This window comes from Arthrobacter sp. D1-17 (assembly GCF_054130535.1).
Genome location: NZ_CP096382.1, coordinates 1,572,686 through 1,590,623 on the forward strand (window position 1 = coordinate 1,572,686; position 17,938 = coordinate 1,590,623).

Consider the following 17,938-nt stretch of genomic DNA (forward strand, 5'->3'; position numbering starts at 1 on the left):
TGGTGCCGGCCCTTTTCACGCCGCCGTCCCTGCGCTCACTGCAGCTGCAGCACCGTGGCTGGGTTTCCCCCATGTGCCAGTACAGTTGCGACCCCGATGCTGCGCCCGGGGTGCCGAACGACTGGCACCTGATGCACCTCGGTTCCTTCGCAACCGGGGGAGCCGCCCTGATCCTCACGGAAGCAGCAGCGGTGAACCCTGCCGGGCGGATCAGTCCGCGGGACGCCGGTCTTTACAACGGGGAACAGGCCGAGGCCTGGGAGCGCATCGTCGGATTCGTGCACCGGCACGGAGTGGCGGATGCCAAGATCGGCGTCCAGCTCGCCCACGCCGGCAGGAAGGCTTCCACCTACTGGCCTTTCGCCGGGAACAAGGGTTCCGTTCCCGCTTCTGACGGCGGCTGGGACACCGTGGGGCCAGGCACCTCTGCTTTTGACGGCTATGCTGCACCTTCCGCCATGACAGAGGATGACATTCAGGGTGTCATCCGCGATTTTGCCGCTGCCGCCGCCAGGGCGGTTGACGTCGGTTTTGACACAGTGGAGATCCACGGTGCCCACGGCTACCTGCTGCATCAGTTCCAGAGCCCCCTGGTGAACCGCCGCACCGATGCCTGGGGAGGCGACTCCGCGGGCAGGAACCGGCTGATGCTTGCCGTGGTCGACGCCGTGCGAGGGGTGATCCCCGATGCCATGCCGCTGCTCCTGAGGATTTCCGCCACGGACTGGGCTGAGGGTGGAATCGGCATTGAGGACTCCGTGCAACTTGCCGCGCAGGCCGCCGAACACGGCGTTGACCTCGTCGACGTCTCCAGCGGAGGAGCCGTGGCCCACCAGCAGATCCAGCCGGGTCCCGGGTACCAGACGGGTTTCGCCGCCCGCATCCGCCGTGAGGCGGGTATCGCCACCGGAACGGTCGGACTCCTGACGTCCCCCGGGCAGGCGGAGCATGTGGTGGCCACCGGACAGGCCGACGGCGTCTTTATCGCCCGGGCAGCCCTGCGGGACCCGCATTGGTGGCTGCGGGCAGCCTTCGAACTGGGCTACGACATGAAGTGGGCTCCCCAGTACGAGCGGGCAGTGCCCCGGCGCACCTTCTGACCCGACATTGTCGATCAGGGTGTGGGGTATCCCGCATGAGCCGCGTCACGGCTAGGGTTGGTTCATGAGTGTTCCCGCCGCGGCCCTGTCCATCAGGGGGCTCGCGAAGCGCTTTGGAGGCAAGATCGCCGTCGACGGCATCAGCCTGGAAGTTCCCGCGGGCTCCTTCTTCGGAATTGTCGGGCCGAACGGTGCAGGCAAGACCACCACGCTGTCCATGGCGACTGGCCTGCTGCGGCCCGATTTCGGCACGGCAATGGTGCACGGCGTAGACGTATGGGACCGCCCCCTGGAAGCGAAGAAGCTGCTGGGCATCCTGCCCGACGGCGTCCGGCTTTTCGACCGGCTCACCGGCGAACAGCTCGTGACCTACGCAGGGCTGCTCCGGGGCATGGACAAGACTGTCGTCGCTTCCCGCGTGTCCGAGCTGCTGGCTGCTCTGGACCTGAGTCCGGACGCCGGGACGCTGGTGGTCGACTATTCCGCGGGCATGACCAAGAAAATCGCGTTGGCCTCGGCGCTGATCCACGCACCGAGGGTGCTGGTGCTGGACGAGCCCTTTGAATCGGTGGACCCGGTTTCGGCCTCGAACATCCGCGACATCCTCGTCCGCTACGTTGCGTCCGGCGGGACCGTAATTGTCTCCAGCCATGTCATGGACCTCGTGCAGCGGATGTGTGACCACGTGGCCGTGGTTGCCCATGGAAGGCTGCTCGCCGCAGGGACAGTGGCGGAAGTCCGAGGCGGCATGAGCCTGGAAGAACGCTTTGTGCAGCTGGTGGGCGGAAGGGTCCAAACCTGGGGACTCGAGTGGTTGCGCACCTTTTAAGGCTTAAACTCACCCTGCTGCGGAACGGCCTGCGGCGAAGTCCACTGCAGCTTATCGGTCTCGCGATCGGAGGACTGTATGCCCTGGGCATCGTGGGCGCCTGTGTGGCGGCGCTGTTGATTCTCCGCCAGGAAGACCTTCTCCTTGCCCAGACGGTTGTGGTGCTCGGGGGCGCCGCGATCCTGCTTGGCTGGGGGATTCTGCCCGTGGTTGCGGCCGCAGCGGACTTGACGCTGGACCCCGCCCGGTTCACCACATCCGCCGTTCCGATGCCGCAGCTGCTGGCAGGACTCGCGCTCGGCGGGCTGATCGGCATTCCCGGACTGGCCACAGCCCTGGTGGCCCTGGCCACCGTGGGCACGTGGTCGAGGGGCCTGCTGCCCGCCGCAGGCGCGCTGGTGGGAGCCGCTGTGGCGGTGCTGAGCTGCATCGTGTTGTCCAAAGTCGTCACCACAGCGACGGCCAGCCTCGCTGCATCGCGGCGCTTCAAGGACGCCAGCGGGCTCGCCTTCATGGTGCCCCTTGTCCTCATGGGCCCCCTCATGGCAGCGATCGGCCAAGGTATTTCAGAGTCAGCCGGCTTCCTCGCGGAACTGGCCCGGACTCTCTCATGGACACCGTTGGGAGCGGCCTGGTCGCTCGGCGGCGACCTTGCAGCGGGCCGGGTCCTGGACGCCGTCCTGAAGCTCCTCATTGCCGCCGCCACGCTCGCCGGCCTTATCTGGTGCTGGAAGCTGCTGCTGCAGCGTGCACTTGTTACGCCGCCCTACTCCGGAAGCGGCCGCAGATCCGGAGGCCGGATCGGGCTCTTCGCGCTGTTCCCTGCCACGCCCACGGGTGCCATTGCTGCCCGTTCACTGACTTACTGGTTCAGGGACCCGCGGTACTCCGGATCCTCGTGGCCGTTCCGCTCCTGCCGGCGCTGCTCGTGTTCCAGGGGAGCCAGACCGGAGACTTCAGCGTCGTCATGATCGCCGGACCGCTGACCGCCTTTCTCCTCGCCTGGTCCATCTCTGCGGACGTGTCCTACGACAACACCGCCTTCGCCCTGCATCTTGCCGCAGGAGTCCCCGGAGTGCACGACCGACTGGGCCGGGCCCTGGCGTGCCTCGTCTTTGCGCTGCCTACCGTGCTGATCCTGGCCGCAGGGCCATTCTTCCTGATCGGGGACTGGGCGTGGCTCCCGTCCGTACTGGGGCTGTCCCTCGGAATCCTGTTCACCGGCCTTGGACTCGCGTCCCTGGTTTCGGCCCGGTACACCACCGCGGTGCCGCTCCCCGGCGACAGCCCGTTCAAGAAACCGCCGGGCAACGTGGCCCAGACGCTCGCCGTGCAGTTCGGCGGCATGGCCGTTCTGGCCGTGCTGACTTTGCCCGAAGCCGGCCTGGTTATCGCCCAGGCTGTCACCGGTGACCCTGTCTTTGGCTGGGCCAACCTTGCCCTCGGGCCGCTGCTCGGAGGCGCCCTCCTTACCACGGGGGTACGGCTGGGCGGCCGGTGGCTGGATGCCCGCGCTCCGGAGCTGCTGGCGCAGCTCACGGTCAACCGGTAGCCTGCAGTTCATGAGAGGCGGCGCACCGTGGAAGTCGTGATCCTTCCTGGCGGCAGGCAGATCGCCTCCGTGGCGGCCGACGCCATCCAGGCCCTCCTTAGGCGCAAGCCCGATGCGGTCTTGGGGCTGGCGACCGGATCCTCACCCCTTCCCATCTACGACGAACTCGTGCAGCGTTACGAGCGGGGCCTGCTGGATTTCAGCCGCGTGCAGGGTTTCCTGCTGGACGAATACGTGGGACTGGAACCCGGCCACCCCGAGTCCTACCGCGAGGTCATTCGCAGGGACTTCGGCGGGCGGGTGAATATCGCCCCGGACAATGTCCACGGTCCGGATGGCAGCGCTTCTGATATTCCCGCTGCATGCCGCGTTTACGAGGATGCCATCCGGGACAGCGGCGGGGTGGACCTGCAGCTGCTGGGACTGGGCACCGACGGGCATATCGGCTTCAATGAGCCGGGTTCCTCGCTCGCGTCGCGGACGCGCATCAAAACCCTCATCGAACAGACGCGCCGGGACAATGCCCGCTTCTTCCATGGGCTCGCCGACGTGCCCCACCATGTGCTGACCCAAGGGCTGGGCACCATCCTAGAATCGCGGCACGCCGTCCTGGTGGCGACGGGGGCCCAGAAAGCCCAGGCCGTCCATGACCTCGTCGAAGGGCCGTTGGCCGCCGTGTGCCCGGCATCCGTCCTGCAGCTGCACCCGCATGCCTCCATCCTGATCGACGAGGCCGCAGCGTCGTCCCTGAAACTCGCCGATTACTACAGGCATTCCTATGACCACAAGCCCGCGTGGCAGGAGCTGTAGCGCCCGCGGCGGCCCGCTTCCCGGGCGCATGCCCCATCCGCTTCGCCTCCGCAACCACCGCTCCGGAACGGGCTAAGATGGATGGCATGACTAGCATGACGGATCCTCTCGACAACGACCCCATGCGTGAGCTCTCCGGCGCCGGATCGTCCACAGCCACAATTGAGCGCGAGGAACTGCGCCAGGAAGTGGAACCGGGCGACCGTGAGCGCTTTTCGCATTACGTCCGCAAGGAAAAGATCATGGAGTCCGCGCTGACCGGCGAGCCCGTTATCGCGCTGTGCGGCAAGGTCTGGACGCCCGGACGCGACCCGCAGAAATTCCCGGTCTGCCCGATGTGCAAAGAGGTCTATGACGGCCTGCGCCCGGGAAATGATGGCGGCAAGGGGTCCGGCGGGGACTCAGGCAACAAAAAGTAGTGACGGAGACACTCTTCGGCGGACCCACCCTGCCTCCGGCTTACCCGGAACGTGCAGCCTGGGGAACCGCCCCGAAGCTCCGTGCCTGGCAGCAGGAAGCCTTGGACCGCTATTTCAGCACCCATCCGCGGGACTTTCTCGCCGTGGCCACCCCCGGCGCCGGTAAGACGACCTTCGCCCTCCGCGTCGCGTCCATGCTCATCGACGCCGGTACCGTCAACCGGGTGACCATTGTGGCTCCCACTGACCACCTGAAGAGGCAGTGGGCGGATGCTGCGGCGCGCGTGGGAATCGCAATTGATCCGAACTTCAAGAACTCCGACGGCCAGCACGGCCGCGGCTTCATCGGGGTTGCGGTGACCTATGCGCAGGTGGCCAGTAAGCCGCTGCTGCACCGGGCTAAAACCGAGGCAGCCCGGACGCTGGTGATCCTGGATGAGATCCACCACGGCGGCGAGGCCCTGTCCTGGGGTGACGGCCTGCGCGAGGCATTTGACCCCGCGGTGCGGCGCCTGTCCTTGACGGGCACCCCCTTCCGCTCGGACACGTCGCCCATCCCCTTCGTAGAGTACGCGGAGGACCGTGACGGCATCAGGCGGTCGAAGGCGGACTACACGTACGGGTACGGAAACGCGCTGCGTGACCACGTGGTGCGCCCCGTCATCTTCATGGCGTACTCGGGTCAGATGCGCTGGCGGACCAGCGCAGGCGAGGAAATGGCTGCGTCGCTCGGCGAGGCAGCCGTGACCAAGGACATTACGTCCCAGGCATGGCGGACTGCCCTCAACCCTGCCGGAGAGTGGATTCCCGCTGTGCTGGCCGGAGCGGACAAGCGGCTCAGTGAAGTGCGCCGGTCTGTGCCCGATGCGGGCGGCCTGGTGATCGCAACGGACCACGAGGACGCGAGGGCGTACGCGGGCCAGCTGAAGAGGATCACCGGCGAGTCGCCCACCGTCATCCTTTCGGATGACGCGAAGGCGTCGAGCAAAATTGAAGAATTCTCGGCCAACGACAAGCGCTGGATGGTGGCCGTCCGCATGGTGTCCGAAGGTGTGGACGTGCCGCGTCTTTCCGTGGGCGTCTACGCCACCTCGACCTCCACGCCCCTGTTCTTCGCCCAGGCTGTCGGCCGTTTCGTCCGCGCCCGAAAACGCGGCGAGACAGCATCGGTGTTCCTGCCGTCGGTGCCGCAGCTGATGGCGCTGGCCAACAGCATGGAAGCCGAGCGGGACCACGCCCTGGACCGGCCGGAGAAGGAAGACGGCGACGGCCTCTTCAATCCGGAGGATTCGCTCATGGACGAGGCGAACCGCGAGGACAAGGCCTCGGACAGCCTGACCAAGGGCAAATTCGAGGCATTGGATTCCCAGGCGTCCTTTGACCGAGTGCTGTTCGACGGCGGTGAGTTCGGTACCGGCGGCGACATCGGTTCCGAGGACGAGCTCGACTTCCTGGGCATCCCGGGCCTGCTGGACGCCGAACAGGTGGGGATGCTGCTGCGCCAGCGCCAGCATGAGCAGCAGAGCCGGAAAAAGCGGCAGGCACCGGTAACGGCTCCGCCCGAGCAGGCACTCCCGGACCACCGGATGCTGATGGACCTGCGGAACGAGCTCGCCAAGAACGTAGCGGCCTGGTCCGCCCGGACGGGAACACCCCACGGCGTGGTCCATACCAAGCTGCGCACTGTCTGTGGCGGCCCGCCCGTGGCCCAGGCCAATGAGCAGCAGCTGCAGTCCCGGCTGAAGAAGCTGCAGGACTGGTTCGTCGGGCGCAAGTAGCTATTCGAGGTCCACGCCGCCCAATTCCATCTCGGCGTAAGTATCGTCCAGGTCCTCGGCGATGCCGGCGGTCAGGCGTTTGATCACGGTGACGGAATAGCCGGCCTGCACAGCGTCCAGTGAGGTGGCCATGACGCAGTGGTCGGTGGCGAGGCCCACTACGACGACATCCTCCACGTCGTGGCTCTGCAGCCAGTCGTCCAGGCCGATCGAGTCTTCCCCGGGCGCGTAGTCGTCCTCGCCTGCTGAAGGATCGCCGGGAGAAGGGTCGGCCGGAGCTGCGAGGGCGCCGGGCTTCCGTTCCCCGGTGGGCACGGCGTCCTCGGGCGCAAGCAGGCCCTCGAAGCCGGAGTACGCTGCCGCATACTGCCCTTTGTGGAAATATGCCTGGATGTGTTCCGTGTCGAGGTCCGGATGAAGTTCGGCGCCGGGCGATCCCGCTATGCAGTGCGGCGGCCAGCTGTCCTTGAAGTCGGGTGACTCTGAAAAGTGCGGGCCCGGGTCGATGTGCCAATCCTGCGTGGCCACGATGTGGTCGAACTGGCCATGGTGCGATTCGACGTACTCGCTGATCGCCCCCGCTACCGCCGCGCCGCCCTCGACGGGAAGCGCGCCGCCCTCGCAGAAGTCGTTTTGAACGTCGACAATGATCAGTGCCCGTGACATCTGGTCTCCTAGCTTTCCTCGTATATCGTGGGAAGGGCGGGCTCGCCGCGGTGGAGGCGGTGGACGACGGCAGGCAGCTCGCCCATGGAGTCGGCGTGTCGCTGGCGGGCCCGGAGTACGCCTTCGTGCCCGGTCCAGCCCGGCAGCAGCTCCCCGTTCTTGACGAACTGGTGCAGGAGCGGCCGGTCGTTGCCGTCATCCTCAGGGCGCTGGCCCACGCCGATGATCTCGTGCGTGGCCACGCCATGCTCGTTGAGCCTGCGAAGGGCGTATTTGCGCCCGCCCTTACTCGCCTTGTTCTTGGCGGCCTTGGCCACGGAGACGAATTCGCCGGTCCCGTCCGTGCGGCTGACCAGCTTGTAGACCATGCTGGCCGTCGGAGCCCCGGAGCCCGTGACGAGGGAAGTGCCCACGCCGTAGGCGTCCACGGGCGCGGACTGCAGTGCCGCGATGGCGTATTCGTCGAGGTCGGAGGTGACCACGATGCGGGTGTTCACATTACCCAGCTCGTCCAGCAGCTGCCGGACCCACTGGGCCTGTTCCACCAGGTCGCCCGAGTCCAGGCGGACGGCGCCCAACCCGGCCCCGGCAATCTCGACGGCCGTACGGACGGCCGTTTCGACGTCGTACGTATCCACGAGCAGCGACGTTCCGGTTCCCAGCGAGGCGACCTGCGCCTCGAACGCCTCGCGCTCGGTGTCATGCAGCAGCGTAAAGGAGTGGGCGGCGGTGCCCACTGTCTTGATGCCGTAGCGCAGTCCCGCCTCCAGGTTCGAGGTGCTGTCAAAGCCGGCGATGATCGCGGCGCGGGCGGCAGCGGTGGCCGATTCCTCTTGCGTCCGCCTGGAGCCCATTTCGATGCAGGGCCGCGTACCCGCAGCCGTGACCATCCGCGAGGCCGCGGAGGCGATGGCGCTGTCGTGGTTCAGCACGGACAGGATGTAGGTCTCCAGGATGCAGGCCTCGGCGAACGTAGCCTCCACGATCAGGATGGGGGAGTTGGGGAAGTAGGCCTCACCCTCGGCATAACCCCAGATATCCCCGGTGAAACGGAAATTTGCCAGGTAGTCCAAAGTTTCCCGATTGACCACCCCGGTGCGGCCAAGGAATTCCAGTTCAGCCTCGCCGAAGCGGAAGGCCGTGATCCCCTCGAGAAGACGTCCGGTGCCTCCGACAATCCCGTAGCGGCGGCCGTCGGGAAGCCTGCGGGCGAAAGCCTCAAAGACCGATTTACGGTGCGCGGCGCCGGAATGGAGCGCGGCCTGCAGCATGGTCAGCTCGTAGTGATCAGTGAACAGGGACGTGCGGGGCTGGGTCCAGCCGGCATTGGTACTCACAAAATCACTCTAGTGTGCATCCCCATAGAATGGACAGATGACCCTAAGCGTTGCGCTCGGCCCTGACACCCAGGAGGGCATCCAGTCTGAAACAGCAGTGGCTACGGACGGCCTGACTGCTCCGGACATCCCCTGGAACCTTGTGATCTGGAACGATCCCGTCAATCTGATGAGCTACGTCAGCTATGTCTTCCAGAGCTATTTCGGGTATTCGGAAACGAAGGCGAACAAGCTGATGATGGAGGTCCACAGGAAGGGCCGGTCCATTGTTGCCCACGGCAGCAAGGAACAGGTGGAGCAGCACGCCGTCGCCATGCACGGCTATGGCCTCTGGGCAACGGTTGAGAAGGCCACCGGCGGAGACAACGGGGGCGGCAAGAGCGGTCCGGGCAAGGGCAAGGGAAAACGTGGCTAAGGCTTTTAAATACGGCATCAAGGGCATCACCGGATTCCTGGAACCTGCAGAGCGGGAGCTGCTGCGTGGCCTCTTTAACGACGTCATCTCAATGCTTGAGCCGGCTGACCGTGGAAAGCAGGATCCGCTGTCCGCCATGATCGGGCTCGACATGGACGTCCGGGAGCCGACTGACCGCGCCCTTCGCAGGCTGCTGCCGAACGCCGTTAAGGATGACGGCGCCGCGTCCCTTGAGTTCCGTCAACTTACTGAGCGTTCGCTGCGGGAAAGCAAGATCGGTGCGCTGCGGGCCGCCTGCATGCACCTCGACAGGGACGAGCTGGTGCTGGCGCCCGCGGACGCACGGCACTGGTCCACAGCGCTTAATGACGTCCGTCTCGTCCTCGCCGAACGGCTCGACATCCGCGACGAGGCCGATGCCGACCACGTCCACCAGATGCAGGACTGGTCCCAGGCCGAGGACGTTGAAAGCTACCTGGCCCTCGTCTACAACTTCACCACGTGGCTGCAGGAGTCTCTCGTCCAGGCCATGCTGCAGGCGCTGGAATCCCGCCCCTGACCGTGCCTTCGGGCAGTCCGTTAGGCGGGCTCCTCCACGAGTGAGCCTGTGCCGCGGTTCCCAGATGTGACAAATTCGACATGAGGCGGACGCCACAAGTGATGGCCGCACCTACCGGGAAGACCTATCCTCGAATAATCATGACTTCAGCATCGAGTACGGATCCGGCAGCAGGACCTGCGGATTCCGCAGCCATGGACGGCGACTTGGGATCGCTGCCTATCGGGGTCTTTGATTCGGGCGTCGGCGGACTGACGGTGGCGCGGTCCATCATTGACCAGCTTCCGAACGAATCGATTCTCTACGTTGGGGACACCGCGCACGGGCCGTACGGTCCGCTCCCCATCGCCGAGGTGCGCGCGAATGCCCTGGGTGTCATGGATGAACTGGTGGACTCGGGTGTCAAGCTCCTCACCATCGCGTGCAATTCGGCCTCGGCCGCCGTGCTGCGCGACGCGCGGGAGCGGTACACGGCCCGCTATGGAATCCCTGTGATTGAAGTAATTCAGCCCGCTGTCCGGCGTGCGGTGGCTGCCACCCGCACCGGCCGGATAGGAGTGATCGGCACGTCCGCCACCGTCGGTTCCCGCGCTTACGAGGACACCTTTGCTGCAGCCCCGGATCTGGCGATCACGTCCGTGGCCTGCCCTGCGTTCGTGAGCTACGTGGAGGCCGGCATCACCACCGGTCCTGAACTGTTGGCCGTCGCGGGGGAGTACCTACAACCGCTGAAAGCCGCCGGAGTCGACACCGTGGTGCTCGGTTGCACGCACTACCCCCTGCTGACCGGCGTCATTTCCTACGTCATGGGTGAGGATGTCACGCTCGTCTCCAGCGCGGAGGAAACGGCCAAGGATGTCTACCGTGCTCTGGCAAGCCGCGGCCTGGAGCGCACTGCTGCCGCCCCGCCGGAGCACAGCTTCATTGCCACCGGTGACGCCGGCCAGTTCGAGGCCCTGGCACGCAGGTTCCTCGGGCCCGAGGTCCTCAGCGTCAAACATGTCGACCACGTTGCTGCCCAGTATCCGACCGGGAGCCTGGCCCGCATCACTCCGGAAATGATTGCGGCGGCGCAGCGCGCAGCTACCGGGCCGCGCATCTCAAACTTTGTCGGGCAAGGTGCTTCCGCCGGCCCGTTGTCCGGAGGCTCCCTCCTGTGAAACTCACCATTGTCGGCTGCACCGGGTCCTTCCCGGGCCCCGGTTCGCCCGCGTCCTGCTACCTGCTGACCGCCCATGACGGCGAACGCACCTGGAAAGTCGTCATGGACCTTGGGAGCGGCGCCCTTGGTGCCATCCAGCGGTACACGGACCTTGAGGACATAGACGCGATCTTCCTCACGCACCTGCACCCGGACCACTGCATGGACCTGTGTGGCCTGCACGTCGCTGTGCGCTGGAAGCCCGGCGGATGGGACCGCGGCAGGATCCCGGTGTGGGGACCGGCCGCGACAGCGGACAGGATGGCCACCGCTTACGGCCTGGAACTCGATCCGGGCATGCACGAGGAATTCGACTTCACCAACTGGACCGAGCGCCAGTCCGTGACGGTGGGGCCGTATACCGTCACCCCGTTCGCCGTGAACCATCCGGTCGAGGAGGCTTACGCACTGCGCGTGGAAGTGACGGAGCCGGGACCTGACGGTGCGGCCGTGACGCGCGTGCTGACCTACTCCGGCGACACCGACTCCTGCCGAGGGCTCGAAGAGGCCGCCAAGGACGCTGACCTGTTCCTGTGCGAGGCTGCCTTCGAAGAGGGCCGTGACGACGGCATCAAGGACGTCCACCTGACCGGGAAGAGGGCAGGTGAGGCAGCGGCGGTGGCTGGCGCCCGCCGCCTGCTGCTGACGCACATCCCGGTGTGGACATCCCAGACCACGGTGATGGCCGAGGCCCGTCCCGCTTTCGGCGGGGATGTCGCGGTCGCCGTGGCCGGGGTGCATTACACGGTCTGAGGCGGGGCCGCCGCCGTCGGAGAAGTCGATAAGCTTGAGGCATGACTTCCGAAGCAACAACAGCCCCCGTCATCCGTGCTGACGGCCGCACTCCCGAACAGCTCCGCCCCATCAGCATCACCCGGGGCTGGTCCAAGCAGGCCGAAGGGTCCGCCCTGATTGAGTTCGGCAACACACGGGTGCTGTGCACGGCGTCCCTGACCGAGGGCGTCCCGCGCTGGCTTAAGGGCGAGGGCCGCGGCTGGGTCACGGCCGAATACGCGATGCTGCCGCGCGCCACGAATACGCGCTCGGACCGGGAGTCCGTCAAGGGCAAGATCGGCGGCCGCACACACGAAATTTCACGTCTCATCGGCCGGTCCCTGCGCTCGATCATCGACACCAAGGCGCTCGGCGAAAACACCATCGTGCTGGACTGCGATGTCCTGCAGGCCGACGGTGGAACCCGGACTGCCGCGATCACCGGCGCCTATGTGGCGCTCGCCGAGGCGATCCGCTTCGCCCGGGAGAACAAGATGATCGCCAGGAATGCCCAGCCCCTGATCGACACCATTGCCGCCGTGTCAGTGGGCATCATCGACGGTGTTCCCATGCTGGACCTGCCCTATATCGAGGATGTCCGCGCCGAGACGGACATGAACGTCGTGGTGACCGGCTCCGGCAAGTTCGTGGAGGTGCAGGGCACCGCGGAGGGAGCCCCCTTCGACCGCGATGAGCTCAACAAGCTGCTTGACCTTGCCCTCCTGGGCACCGAGCAGCTCGCGGCCATCCAGCGCGAGACCCTGGCCGAGGCGCCGTGAGCGAAAACGGTGTGCCTGCTCCGCGCCTGGTGCTGGCCACGCACAACAAAGGAAAGCTGCGGGAGCTGCGCGAGCTGCTGCGCGGGCAGGTTCCCGGGCTCGACGTCGACACGCAGGTGGTGGACGCTTCCGCCGTCGGGGGTCCGGACGTCGTCGAGACCGGCGTGACTTTTGCCGAGAACTCGCTGCTCAAGGCACGGGCGGTGGCCGAAGCGACCGGACTGGTTGCGATTGCCGATGACTCGGGGCTTTCCGTTGACGTGCTGGGAGGCGCCCCCGGAATCTTTTCCGCCCGCTGGGCAGGGCGGCACGGTGACGACGCCGCGAACCTCCAGCTGCTGCTGGCCCAGCTCGCGGACGTCCCCGACGCCCACCGCGGAGCCGCCTTCGTGTGCGCTGCCGCGCTCGCCGTGCCCGGTTCTCCATCGGGTTCGGCCCACGCGGACGGGCCGCGCGAGGTAGTGGAATACGGCCAGCTCGCCGGCACGCTGTTGCGGGAGCCGCGGGGCGAAGGCGGTTTCGGCTATGACCCCATTCTGCAGCCGCTCGGGCTGAACCGAAGCTGCGCCGAGCTCAGCCCCGAGGAGAAGAACGCCATCAGCCATCGCGGCCAGGCGTTCCGTGCCTTGCTGCCGGCGATCGTGGACGCCCTCGCCGACCGCTAAATCCTCTTAAACGGCCGTTCCCCGCATAAGTGTTGCCGGGCAGCAACGCCTATGCGGGGAACGGCCGCTCGTCCGGAGGGGCTAAGGAGTCTTGCGTTCCTCTTCGGGCTCGTGCTCCTCGATGAATTCCTCCACCACGTCGGTCCCGTACTTGGCGGCCTGGCGCTTGGCAACGAATCCGCGCGCCACTTCGATGAAGATCGGAATGACCGACAGCAGCACGATCACGATGAAGATGATGTCCAGGTTGTCGCGGACCCACGGAACACGGTCGCCCAGCAGGTAGCCAAGGAGCGTCACGCCGCCGCCCCAGAGGAGGGCGCCAATGACGTTAAAGAGGAAGAACTTCCGCTTGTCCATCTGCGCAACGCCCACAATGACCGGAACAAAGGTCCGGATGATGGGAACAAAGCGGGCCAGGATCAGGGCCTTGCCGCCATGCTTTTCAAAGAATTTGTGGGCGCTTTCCACGTTCTCGTGCTTGAACAGCCTGGAGTCCGGCTTGTTGAAGATCGCCGGACCAGCCTTGGAGCCGATGAGGTAGCCCGTCTGGTTTCCGATGATTGCCGCCACGATGATCAGCGCTGCGAAGAGCCAGATGTTGAACTTGATCGTGTCCGTAGCGACCAGCAGGCCTGCAGTGAAGAGCAGGGAATCACCGGGCAGGAAGAACCCGACCAGCAAACCGGTTTCGGCGAAGATGATCCCGCAGACCAGGAGCACCACCCACGGCGCGAGGGCAGGATCCGCGAGGAAAACCTGGGGGTTAAGCCAGTCGGGAAGGAACGAGGCCAGCTGCGGCTGGACAGGTCCGGCTCCTCCCAACATGGGCACGGCAAAGTCGCTGATGGCATTAGAGATCACCATCCAAGGGTACTTGACCATGCCGCCGCTCCTGCGGCGTTACAGTTGACCCCGTGGGTTTGGACTTTACGGCGATCGACTTCGAGACCGCCAACGGATTTCGCGGGTCGCCGTGCGCCGTTGGCCTCACCAAGGTCCGCGGGGGTGTGATTGTCGAGGAGGCCTCCTGGCTTATGCGTCCGCCGCCGAACCATGACACGTTCGACTACCACAACGTGCGCATCCACGGCATTCGGGCAGAGCAGGTGGCGGCCCGGCCCCGTTTCGGGGACCTCTTCCCCGAGATCGGTGCTTTCATCGGGGACGACATTCTGGCCGCGCACAATGCCGCCTTCGACCTGGGTGTCATCCGGTCAGGACTCGAGGTCTCGGGCCTTCCCGGGCCGGCCTACGACTACGTCTGCACCGTGATGCTGTCCCGGCGCTGCTACTCGCTGGTTTCCAACTCCCTGCCCTTCGCCGCTGAAGAGGCGGGCGTACCGCTGGTCAACCACCACGATGCCGCCGAGGACGCACGGGCCTGCGCCGGCATTCTGATCGATATCGCCGCCCGCAACCGCGCGAACAGCATCGGGGAGCTCTACCTCTCACTTGGATTGGCCATACCCCGGCAGCAGGCCTTTCACCCGGCCCGCGATGAGCTGTCCAAGGCAACCCTTACGGCCCTGGCTGCCGTTGGCGAAGCCGGCACTGCACAGCCCTATGGAAGCGGATGGCCGGAGGAGGGGGCCAACCCCGCACCCAACCCGGACGCCGAGCCGGGAAATCCGCTGTACGGGCAGACCGTGGTGTTCACCGGCCAGCTGGGCATTCCTCGGCCGGAGGCCAAAATCCGTTCGGCTGAGATGGGAGCACGTCCCGAAAGCCGGGTCACGGCCCGGACCAGCGTGCTCGTGGTAGGCGACGGGTTCGACGCGCGCGACCTGAGGTCCGGACGGCTGACAGGCAAAGCCAAGCGTGTACTCGAACTGCACGAGCGCGGCCAGGCGATAGAAGTCCTCTCCGAAGGCGAGTTCCTGCAAATGGTCGGCGGCGCAGGGACTGCAGGACTCAGGTCCGGGGGCGTTCATCTGGGGCAACAAAGCTTCCCAGCGGCGGCCCTCCACTCCTAGCCTTGCTGCATGAGCAGCCCGCACAGGCCACCAGCGTCGACCGCATCCCCACCCCGGCACGGGATCGATTGGCGGGCCGTCTTTGCCTTTCCGAACCCGGTGAACGAGTACGCTGCCAGGCTCACGGCAGGCCTCGTGGTGCTGCTGGCCGGAGCCACGATCCTGGCCGGCTCCGGCCTGGGCCTGGCCGTCATCGCGGCAGGTTTCTGGCTTCGGGTGCTGTTCGGCCCCAGGATCTCCCCGCTTGCCCTGCTCTCGGTCAGGGTCCTCGCCCCCCGCCTCGGGCCTGCCAAACTCGTCCCCGGACCGCCCAAGCGGTTTGCCCAGGGGATCGGGGCCGCGGTCTCGACTGCAGCGGCTGCGTTGTTCTTCGCCGGCCTGGCGCCGGCAGCGTGGGGACTGTTTGCCGTGCTGGTCGCCGCAGCGTCCCTGGAGGCCTTTGCCGGCTTTTGTCTCGGCTGCACCATCTTTGGCTTCCTCCAGCGCCGGGGCATGATCCCGGAGGATGTCTGCGAGGCCTGCAACAACGTCTCGCTCAGGCAGTTGTAACCGAGACCAGCTGGTCCGCCATGCCACGGATCACCTCAGGGGCCTCCAGCGCTTCCAGCCAGTCCGCCGGCAGGCACGCTTCGCCGTAGTGGGCGCCGAGGATGTTGCCGGCGATGGAACCCGTGGAGTCACTGTCTCCGCTGTGGTTGACCGCCAGGGCGACGGCTGCTTTGAAATGCTCTACCGGCGCACGCTGGCCCTCGTCACCCGTTGCTGTTGCCAGGACCGCGTAAAGCCCGACGGCGAGTGCCTCTTCTGCCACCCAGCCCTCACCCAGTTCACGGACCAGGTCTTCAGGACCGAGCGGGACCGCTGGCCCAGCTGCAGCTGTCCCGTCCTCAGCAGTCCTGTCCTGGGCAGTCGCGTCCGCAGGTGTTACTCCCGCCAGGCGGAGGGCGGCGTCGAGACGCTCCCGGAGCTCCGGCACTGCCTCGGGATCAGACCGGACGTGCTCCGCGGCCACGCGGGCGGCGGCCTGCAGGGACTTGCCCTGGACCAGGGAGTGGATCAGCAGGCTGAAAACCGCCGCGCTCTGGCGTGCCGAAGGATGTCCGTGGGTCAGGGCAGCGGCGTCGGCGCTCAACTTGTAGACCGCGTCGGCAGGAATGTGGGGTATCAGCCCGAACGGGGCGGACCGCATCACCGTTCCGCAACCCTTGGACTCAGGATTGACGGGGCGGTGCACCGTGCCCATCTCGCCGGTGGCCAGTCCGCTGAGGCAGGCTTTGCCGGGGGACCGGCGCTGGCGGAGCACTGGCTGCCGGTCTATCCATCGCGGCTGGGGCCTGGGCGCCGGATCCGGAACCGCCATGCCTTGGGTATCGAGCCAGCGCAGGTAAGCGAGCCAAAGGCAGGCATTGGCGTCGGCTCCCACACCTGCATTGGCCCATTCGAGCGCTTCCACGAGCCCGTCAACTGTGTACAGAGTCATTTGGGTGTCATCCGAAAAGTGCGCGCCGCCGTCGAGCGCTGCGAAGTCACGCAGTCCGGCATCGCCAAAGCGGTCACGGATGGCGGTGATGGATTCGAATTCGACGGCGTAACCGAGGGAATCGCCCAGAGCACCGCCCAAGAGGCAACCGTGGATGCGGGACTTAGGGCTCGGCGGGGAAGCTACGGGAGAATCACTCATGCAGGTAAATTTACCCGCCTGGCGGAGCGGCGGTTTCGCGAGGGCAGCCGCCGTCATTCAACACCAGATGGCTCAAGACCAGAGTGGTTCAATTCATGGTGCTTCAATGCCTGGACAGTCCTCGGGGCAAGGGAAGCCGCAAAGGGGCTAAGCTCGACTCCAGCAAGCGTCCAGATTCCTCTGGCAGTATGCAGAGGCCGAAACGGGCTCGTGCAGATGTCCGGCCCGACTTTTGGCGTCCACGAACAGGCGCCCGGGAAACAACGGCCGGGTCGCCCGGCACAGACCGGCCCACCAACATAAGGATTGTCCCATCATGACCGCGCGAGTGCCCGTATCATCCCCGCCCCACGCCGAACCCTTCCCAAGCGGCGCCGGTTTTCGGCACGGGATGGTTTCCCGGCTCGCGGCAGAAGCTTTTGGCACATTGTTTCTGGTCATCGCAGGCCTGGGCGTTCCGCTGTTCACTCTTCCGCAGTCCAGCCCGCTGCCCGCGGCGCTCGCCGGAGGACTGGCGGTGACCGCCGCAATGCTGGCCTTCGCCCACGTTTCCGGGGGCCACTTCAATCCCGCCATCACGGCGGGCAATCTCGTGGCCGGACGCCTCCGGGCAGGCCACGCCGCGGCCTACGTCGCAGCGCAGCTGGCGGGTGCCGCTGTCGGCGCCCTGGCGCTGTACGGCGTCCTTCGGACGGTGCCCAGCATTCCTGACACCAAGGCGGCCTTTGATACTGTCACGGCCGGCTTTGGCGAGCACTCCGTCGTTCAGGCGTCCATGGCCGGCGTCCTCCTCGCCGAAGTCCTCGGCGCTGCACTGCTGGTCGCGGTCTTCCTCGGCGCCACGGCCCGCGGCAATGTCCACGCTGCAGCGGCGCCGTTCGCGGTTGGCCTGTCGTTCGCCGTGCTGCTCCAGTTCGGCCAGGCCATCGGCAATGCCCCGTTTAACCCAGCCCGTGCCACCGCCTCTGCCCTATTCAGCAACAGCTGGTCGCTGGGGCAGCTGTGGCTGTTCTGGGTTGCCCCGCTGGTGGGTGCGGCCATCGCCGGACTCGTATTCCGTGCCGCCTCGCTCGTCAGCCAAGGCGAGGTGACCGGCAAGTCGGCGGCCGCTGCTGTGCCCGCAGGGGACTCCGTCAGCGCTGTGGACGATGACCGTGCCATTGACGGCAAGGCCGATGGCAGCGACGGCAAGGCCGGTGGCAGCAACGGCAACCACGTTATCGGTCGCAGCGAAGACGTTGGCAGTGACGCCGGCGGCAGCCGGGAAGCTGCCGAAACGCGTCCGGCTGCTCCCCGTGATGAGGCCCGCGACTTCTTCGACGGGCCCGGCAGCAAGTAGTTGCCTGGCCGCACCCGGCAGCCACGGCTGCGGCAGGATGCCTCGGCCAGTACCGCCT

The 17,938-nt window shown here is 66.4% G+C and carries 18 protein-coding genes and 1 pseudogene; 15 read left to right on the top strand and 4 right to left on the bottom strand.

From position 1 onward, the window contains the following. Nucleotides 1-2: 2 nt before the first annotated feature. The 6 genes and pseudogenes from M1E01_RS07335 (at nucleotide 3) to M1E01_RS07360 (ending at nucleotide 6,488) form a co-directional block, all read left to right on the top strand. The gene (locus M1E01_RS07335; protein ID WP_457974897.1) at nucleotides 3-1,100 is read left to right on the top strand and encodes an NADH:flavin oxidoreductase/NADH oxidase; all 1,098 of its coding nucleotides are present in this window, start codon (nucleotides 3-5) and stop codon (nucleotides 1,098-1,100) included. Nucleotides 1,101-1,164: 64 nt separating this feature from the next. Further along, entirely contained in the window at nucleotides 1,165-1,929 is a 765-nt protein-coding gene (locus tag M1E01_RS07340; protein ID WP_457974400.1) for an ABC transporter ATP-binding protein, read from the top strand. Then, nucleotides 1,911-3,481: pseudogene (locus tag M1E01_RS07345) on the top strand (transporter). Before M1E01_RS07340 ends, M1E01_RS07345 begins: the two are co-directional and overlap by 19 nt. 27 nt (nucleotides 3,482-3,508) lie before the next feature. Continuing rightward, nucleotides 3,509-4,291 (top strand): glucosamine-6-phosphate deaminase, encoded by a 783-nt coding sequence (nagB, locus tag M1E01_RS07350; RefSeq protein WP_457974401.1) that lies wholly within the window; start codon nucleotides 3,509-3,511, stop codon nucleotides 4,289-4,291. A gap of 77 nt (nucleotides 4,292-4,368) precedes the next feature. Then, nucleotides 4,369-4,710, top strand: coding sequence for a DUF3039 domain-containing protein (locus M1E01_RS07355; protein WP_457974402.1), 342 nt, complete (start codon nucleotides 4,369-4,371; stop codon nucleotides 4,708-4,710). Beyond that, nucleotides 4,710-6,488 carry a DEAD/DEAH box helicase gene (locus M1E01_RS07360; protein WP_457974403.1) on the top strand — a complete coding sequence of 593 codons (1,779 nt, stop codon included), beginning with the start codon at nucleotides 4,710-4,712 and terminating at the stop codon, nucleotides 6,486-6,488. Before M1E01_RS07355 ends, M1E01_RS07360 begins: the two co-directional genes overlap by 1 nt. Here M1E01_RS07360 and M1E01_RS07365 read toward each other — a convergent pair whose 3' ends face one another. Both M1E01_RS07365 and M1E01_RS07370 read right to left on the bottom strand, forming a co-directional pair. Continuing rightward, the gene (locus tag M1E01_RS07365; protein WP_457974404.1) at nucleotides 6,489-7,154 is read right to left on the bottom strand and encodes an isochorismatase family protein; all 666 of its coding nucleotides are present in this window, start codon (nucleotides 7,152-7,154) and stop codon (nucleotides 6,489-6,491) included. Between the two features lie 8 nt (nucleotides 7,155-7,162). Next, on the bottom strand, nucleotides 7,163-8,491 hold the full coding sequence (locus M1E01_RS07370) for a nicotinate phosphoribosyltransferase (protein WP_457974405.1): 1,329 nt from the start codon (nucleotides 8,489-8,491) through the stop codon (nucleotides 7,163-7,165). Between the two features lie 37 nt (nucleotides 8,492-8,528). Here M1E01_RS07370 and clpS point away from each other — a divergent pair, with 37 nt between their 5' ends. The 6 genes from clpS to rdgB all read left to right on the top strand — a co-directional run bounded on the left by clpS (nucleotide 8,529) and on the right by rdgB (nucleotide 12,884). Further along, nucleotides 8,529-8,906, top strand: a complete 378-nt coding sequence (clpS, locus tag M1E01_RS07375; protein WP_457974406.1) for an ATP-dependent Clp protease adapter ClpS — start codon at nucleotides 8,529-8,531, stop codon at nucleotides 8,904-8,906. Further along, complete coding sequence (locus M1E01_RS07380) at nucleotides 8,899-9,465, top strand: DUF2017 domain-containing protein (protein ID WP_457974407.1); 567 nt, start codon at nucleotides 8,899-8,901, stop codon at nucleotides 9,463-9,465. Before clpS ends, M1E01_RS07380 begins: the two co-directional genes overlap by 8 nt. A 140-nt stretch (nucleotides 9,466-9,605) precedes the next feature. Then, nucleotides 9,606-10,625: a glutamate racemase gene (gene murI / locus M1E01_RS07385; protein WP_457974408.1), complete on the top strand. Its 1,020-nt coding sequence runs from the start codon at nucleotides 9,606-9,608 to the stop codon at nucleotides 10,623-10,625. Beyond that, entirely contained in the window at nucleotides 10,622-11,419 is a 798-nt protein-coding gene (locus M1E01_RS07390; RefSeq protein WP_457974409.1) for an MBL fold metallo-hydrolase, read from the top strand. The genes murI and M1E01_RS07390 overlap by 4 nt, the downstream gene beginning before the upstream one ends. 41 nt (nucleotides 11,420-11,460) lie before the next feature. Further along, nucleotides 11,461-12,219, top strand: a complete 759-nt coding sequence (gene rph / locus M1E01_RS07395; RefSeq protein WP_457974410.1) for a ribonuclease PH — start codon at nucleotides 11,461-11,463, stop codon at nucleotides 12,217-12,219. Then, complete coding sequence (gene rdgB / locus M1E01_RS07400; RefSeq protein ID WP_457974411.1) at nucleotides 12,216-12,884, top strand: RdgB/HAM1 family non-canonical purine NTP pyrophosphatase; 669 nt, start codon at nucleotides 12,216-12,218, stop codon at nucleotides 12,882-12,884. Before rph ends, rdgB begins: the two co-directional genes overlap by 4 nt. An 81-nt stretch (nucleotides 12,885-12,965) precedes the next feature. Here rdgB and M1E01_RS07405 read toward each other — a convergent pair whose 3' ends face one another. After that, nucleotides 12,966-13,733, bottom strand: a complete 768-nt coding sequence (locus M1E01_RS07405) for a VTT domain-containing protein (RefSeq protein ID WP_400479041.1) — start codon at nucleotides 13,731-13,733, stop codon at nucleotides 12,966-12,968. Between the two features lie 68 nt (nucleotides 13,734-13,801). Here M1E01_RS07405 and M1E01_RS07410 point away from each other — a divergent pair, with 68 nt between their 5' ends. Both M1E01_RS07410 and M1E01_RS07415 read left to right on the top strand, forming a co-directional pair. Then, entirely contained in the window at nucleotides 13,802-14,860 is a 1,059-nt protein-coding gene (locus M1E01_RS07410) for an exonuclease domain-containing protein (RefSeq protein ID WP_457974412.1), read from the top strand. A gap of 9 nt (nucleotides 14,861-14,869) precedes the next feature. Continuing rightward, nucleotides 14,870-15,409 carry a DUF4395 domain-containing protein gene (locus tag M1E01_RS07415; protein ID WP_457974413.1) on the top strand — a complete coding sequence of 180 codons (540 nt, stop codon included), beginning with the start codon at nucleotides 14,870-14,872 and terminating at the stop codon, nucleotides 15,407-15,409. Here M1E01_RS07415 and M1E01_RS07420 read toward each other — a convergent pair. Continuing rightward, complete coding sequence (locus M1E01_RS07420; RefSeq protein ID WP_457974414.1) at nucleotides 15,396-16,541, bottom strand: ADP-ribosylglycohydrolase family protein; 1,146 nt, start codon at nucleotides 16,539-16,541, stop codon at nucleotides 15,396-15,398. The genes M1E01_RS07415 and M1E01_RS07420 overlap by 14 nt on opposite strands. Before the next feature lie 316 nt (nucleotides 16,542-16,857). Between M1E01_RS07420 and M1E01_RS07425 the strand changes: the two genes are divergently transcribed. Continuing rightward, nucleotides 16,858-17,880, top strand: coding sequence for an MIP/aquaporin family protein (locus tag M1E01_RS07425; RefSeq protein WP_457974415.1), 1,023 nt, complete (start codon nucleotides 16,858-16,860; stop codon nucleotides 17,878-17,880). The last annotated feature ends 58 nt before the right edge of the window (nucleotides 17,881-17,938 follow it).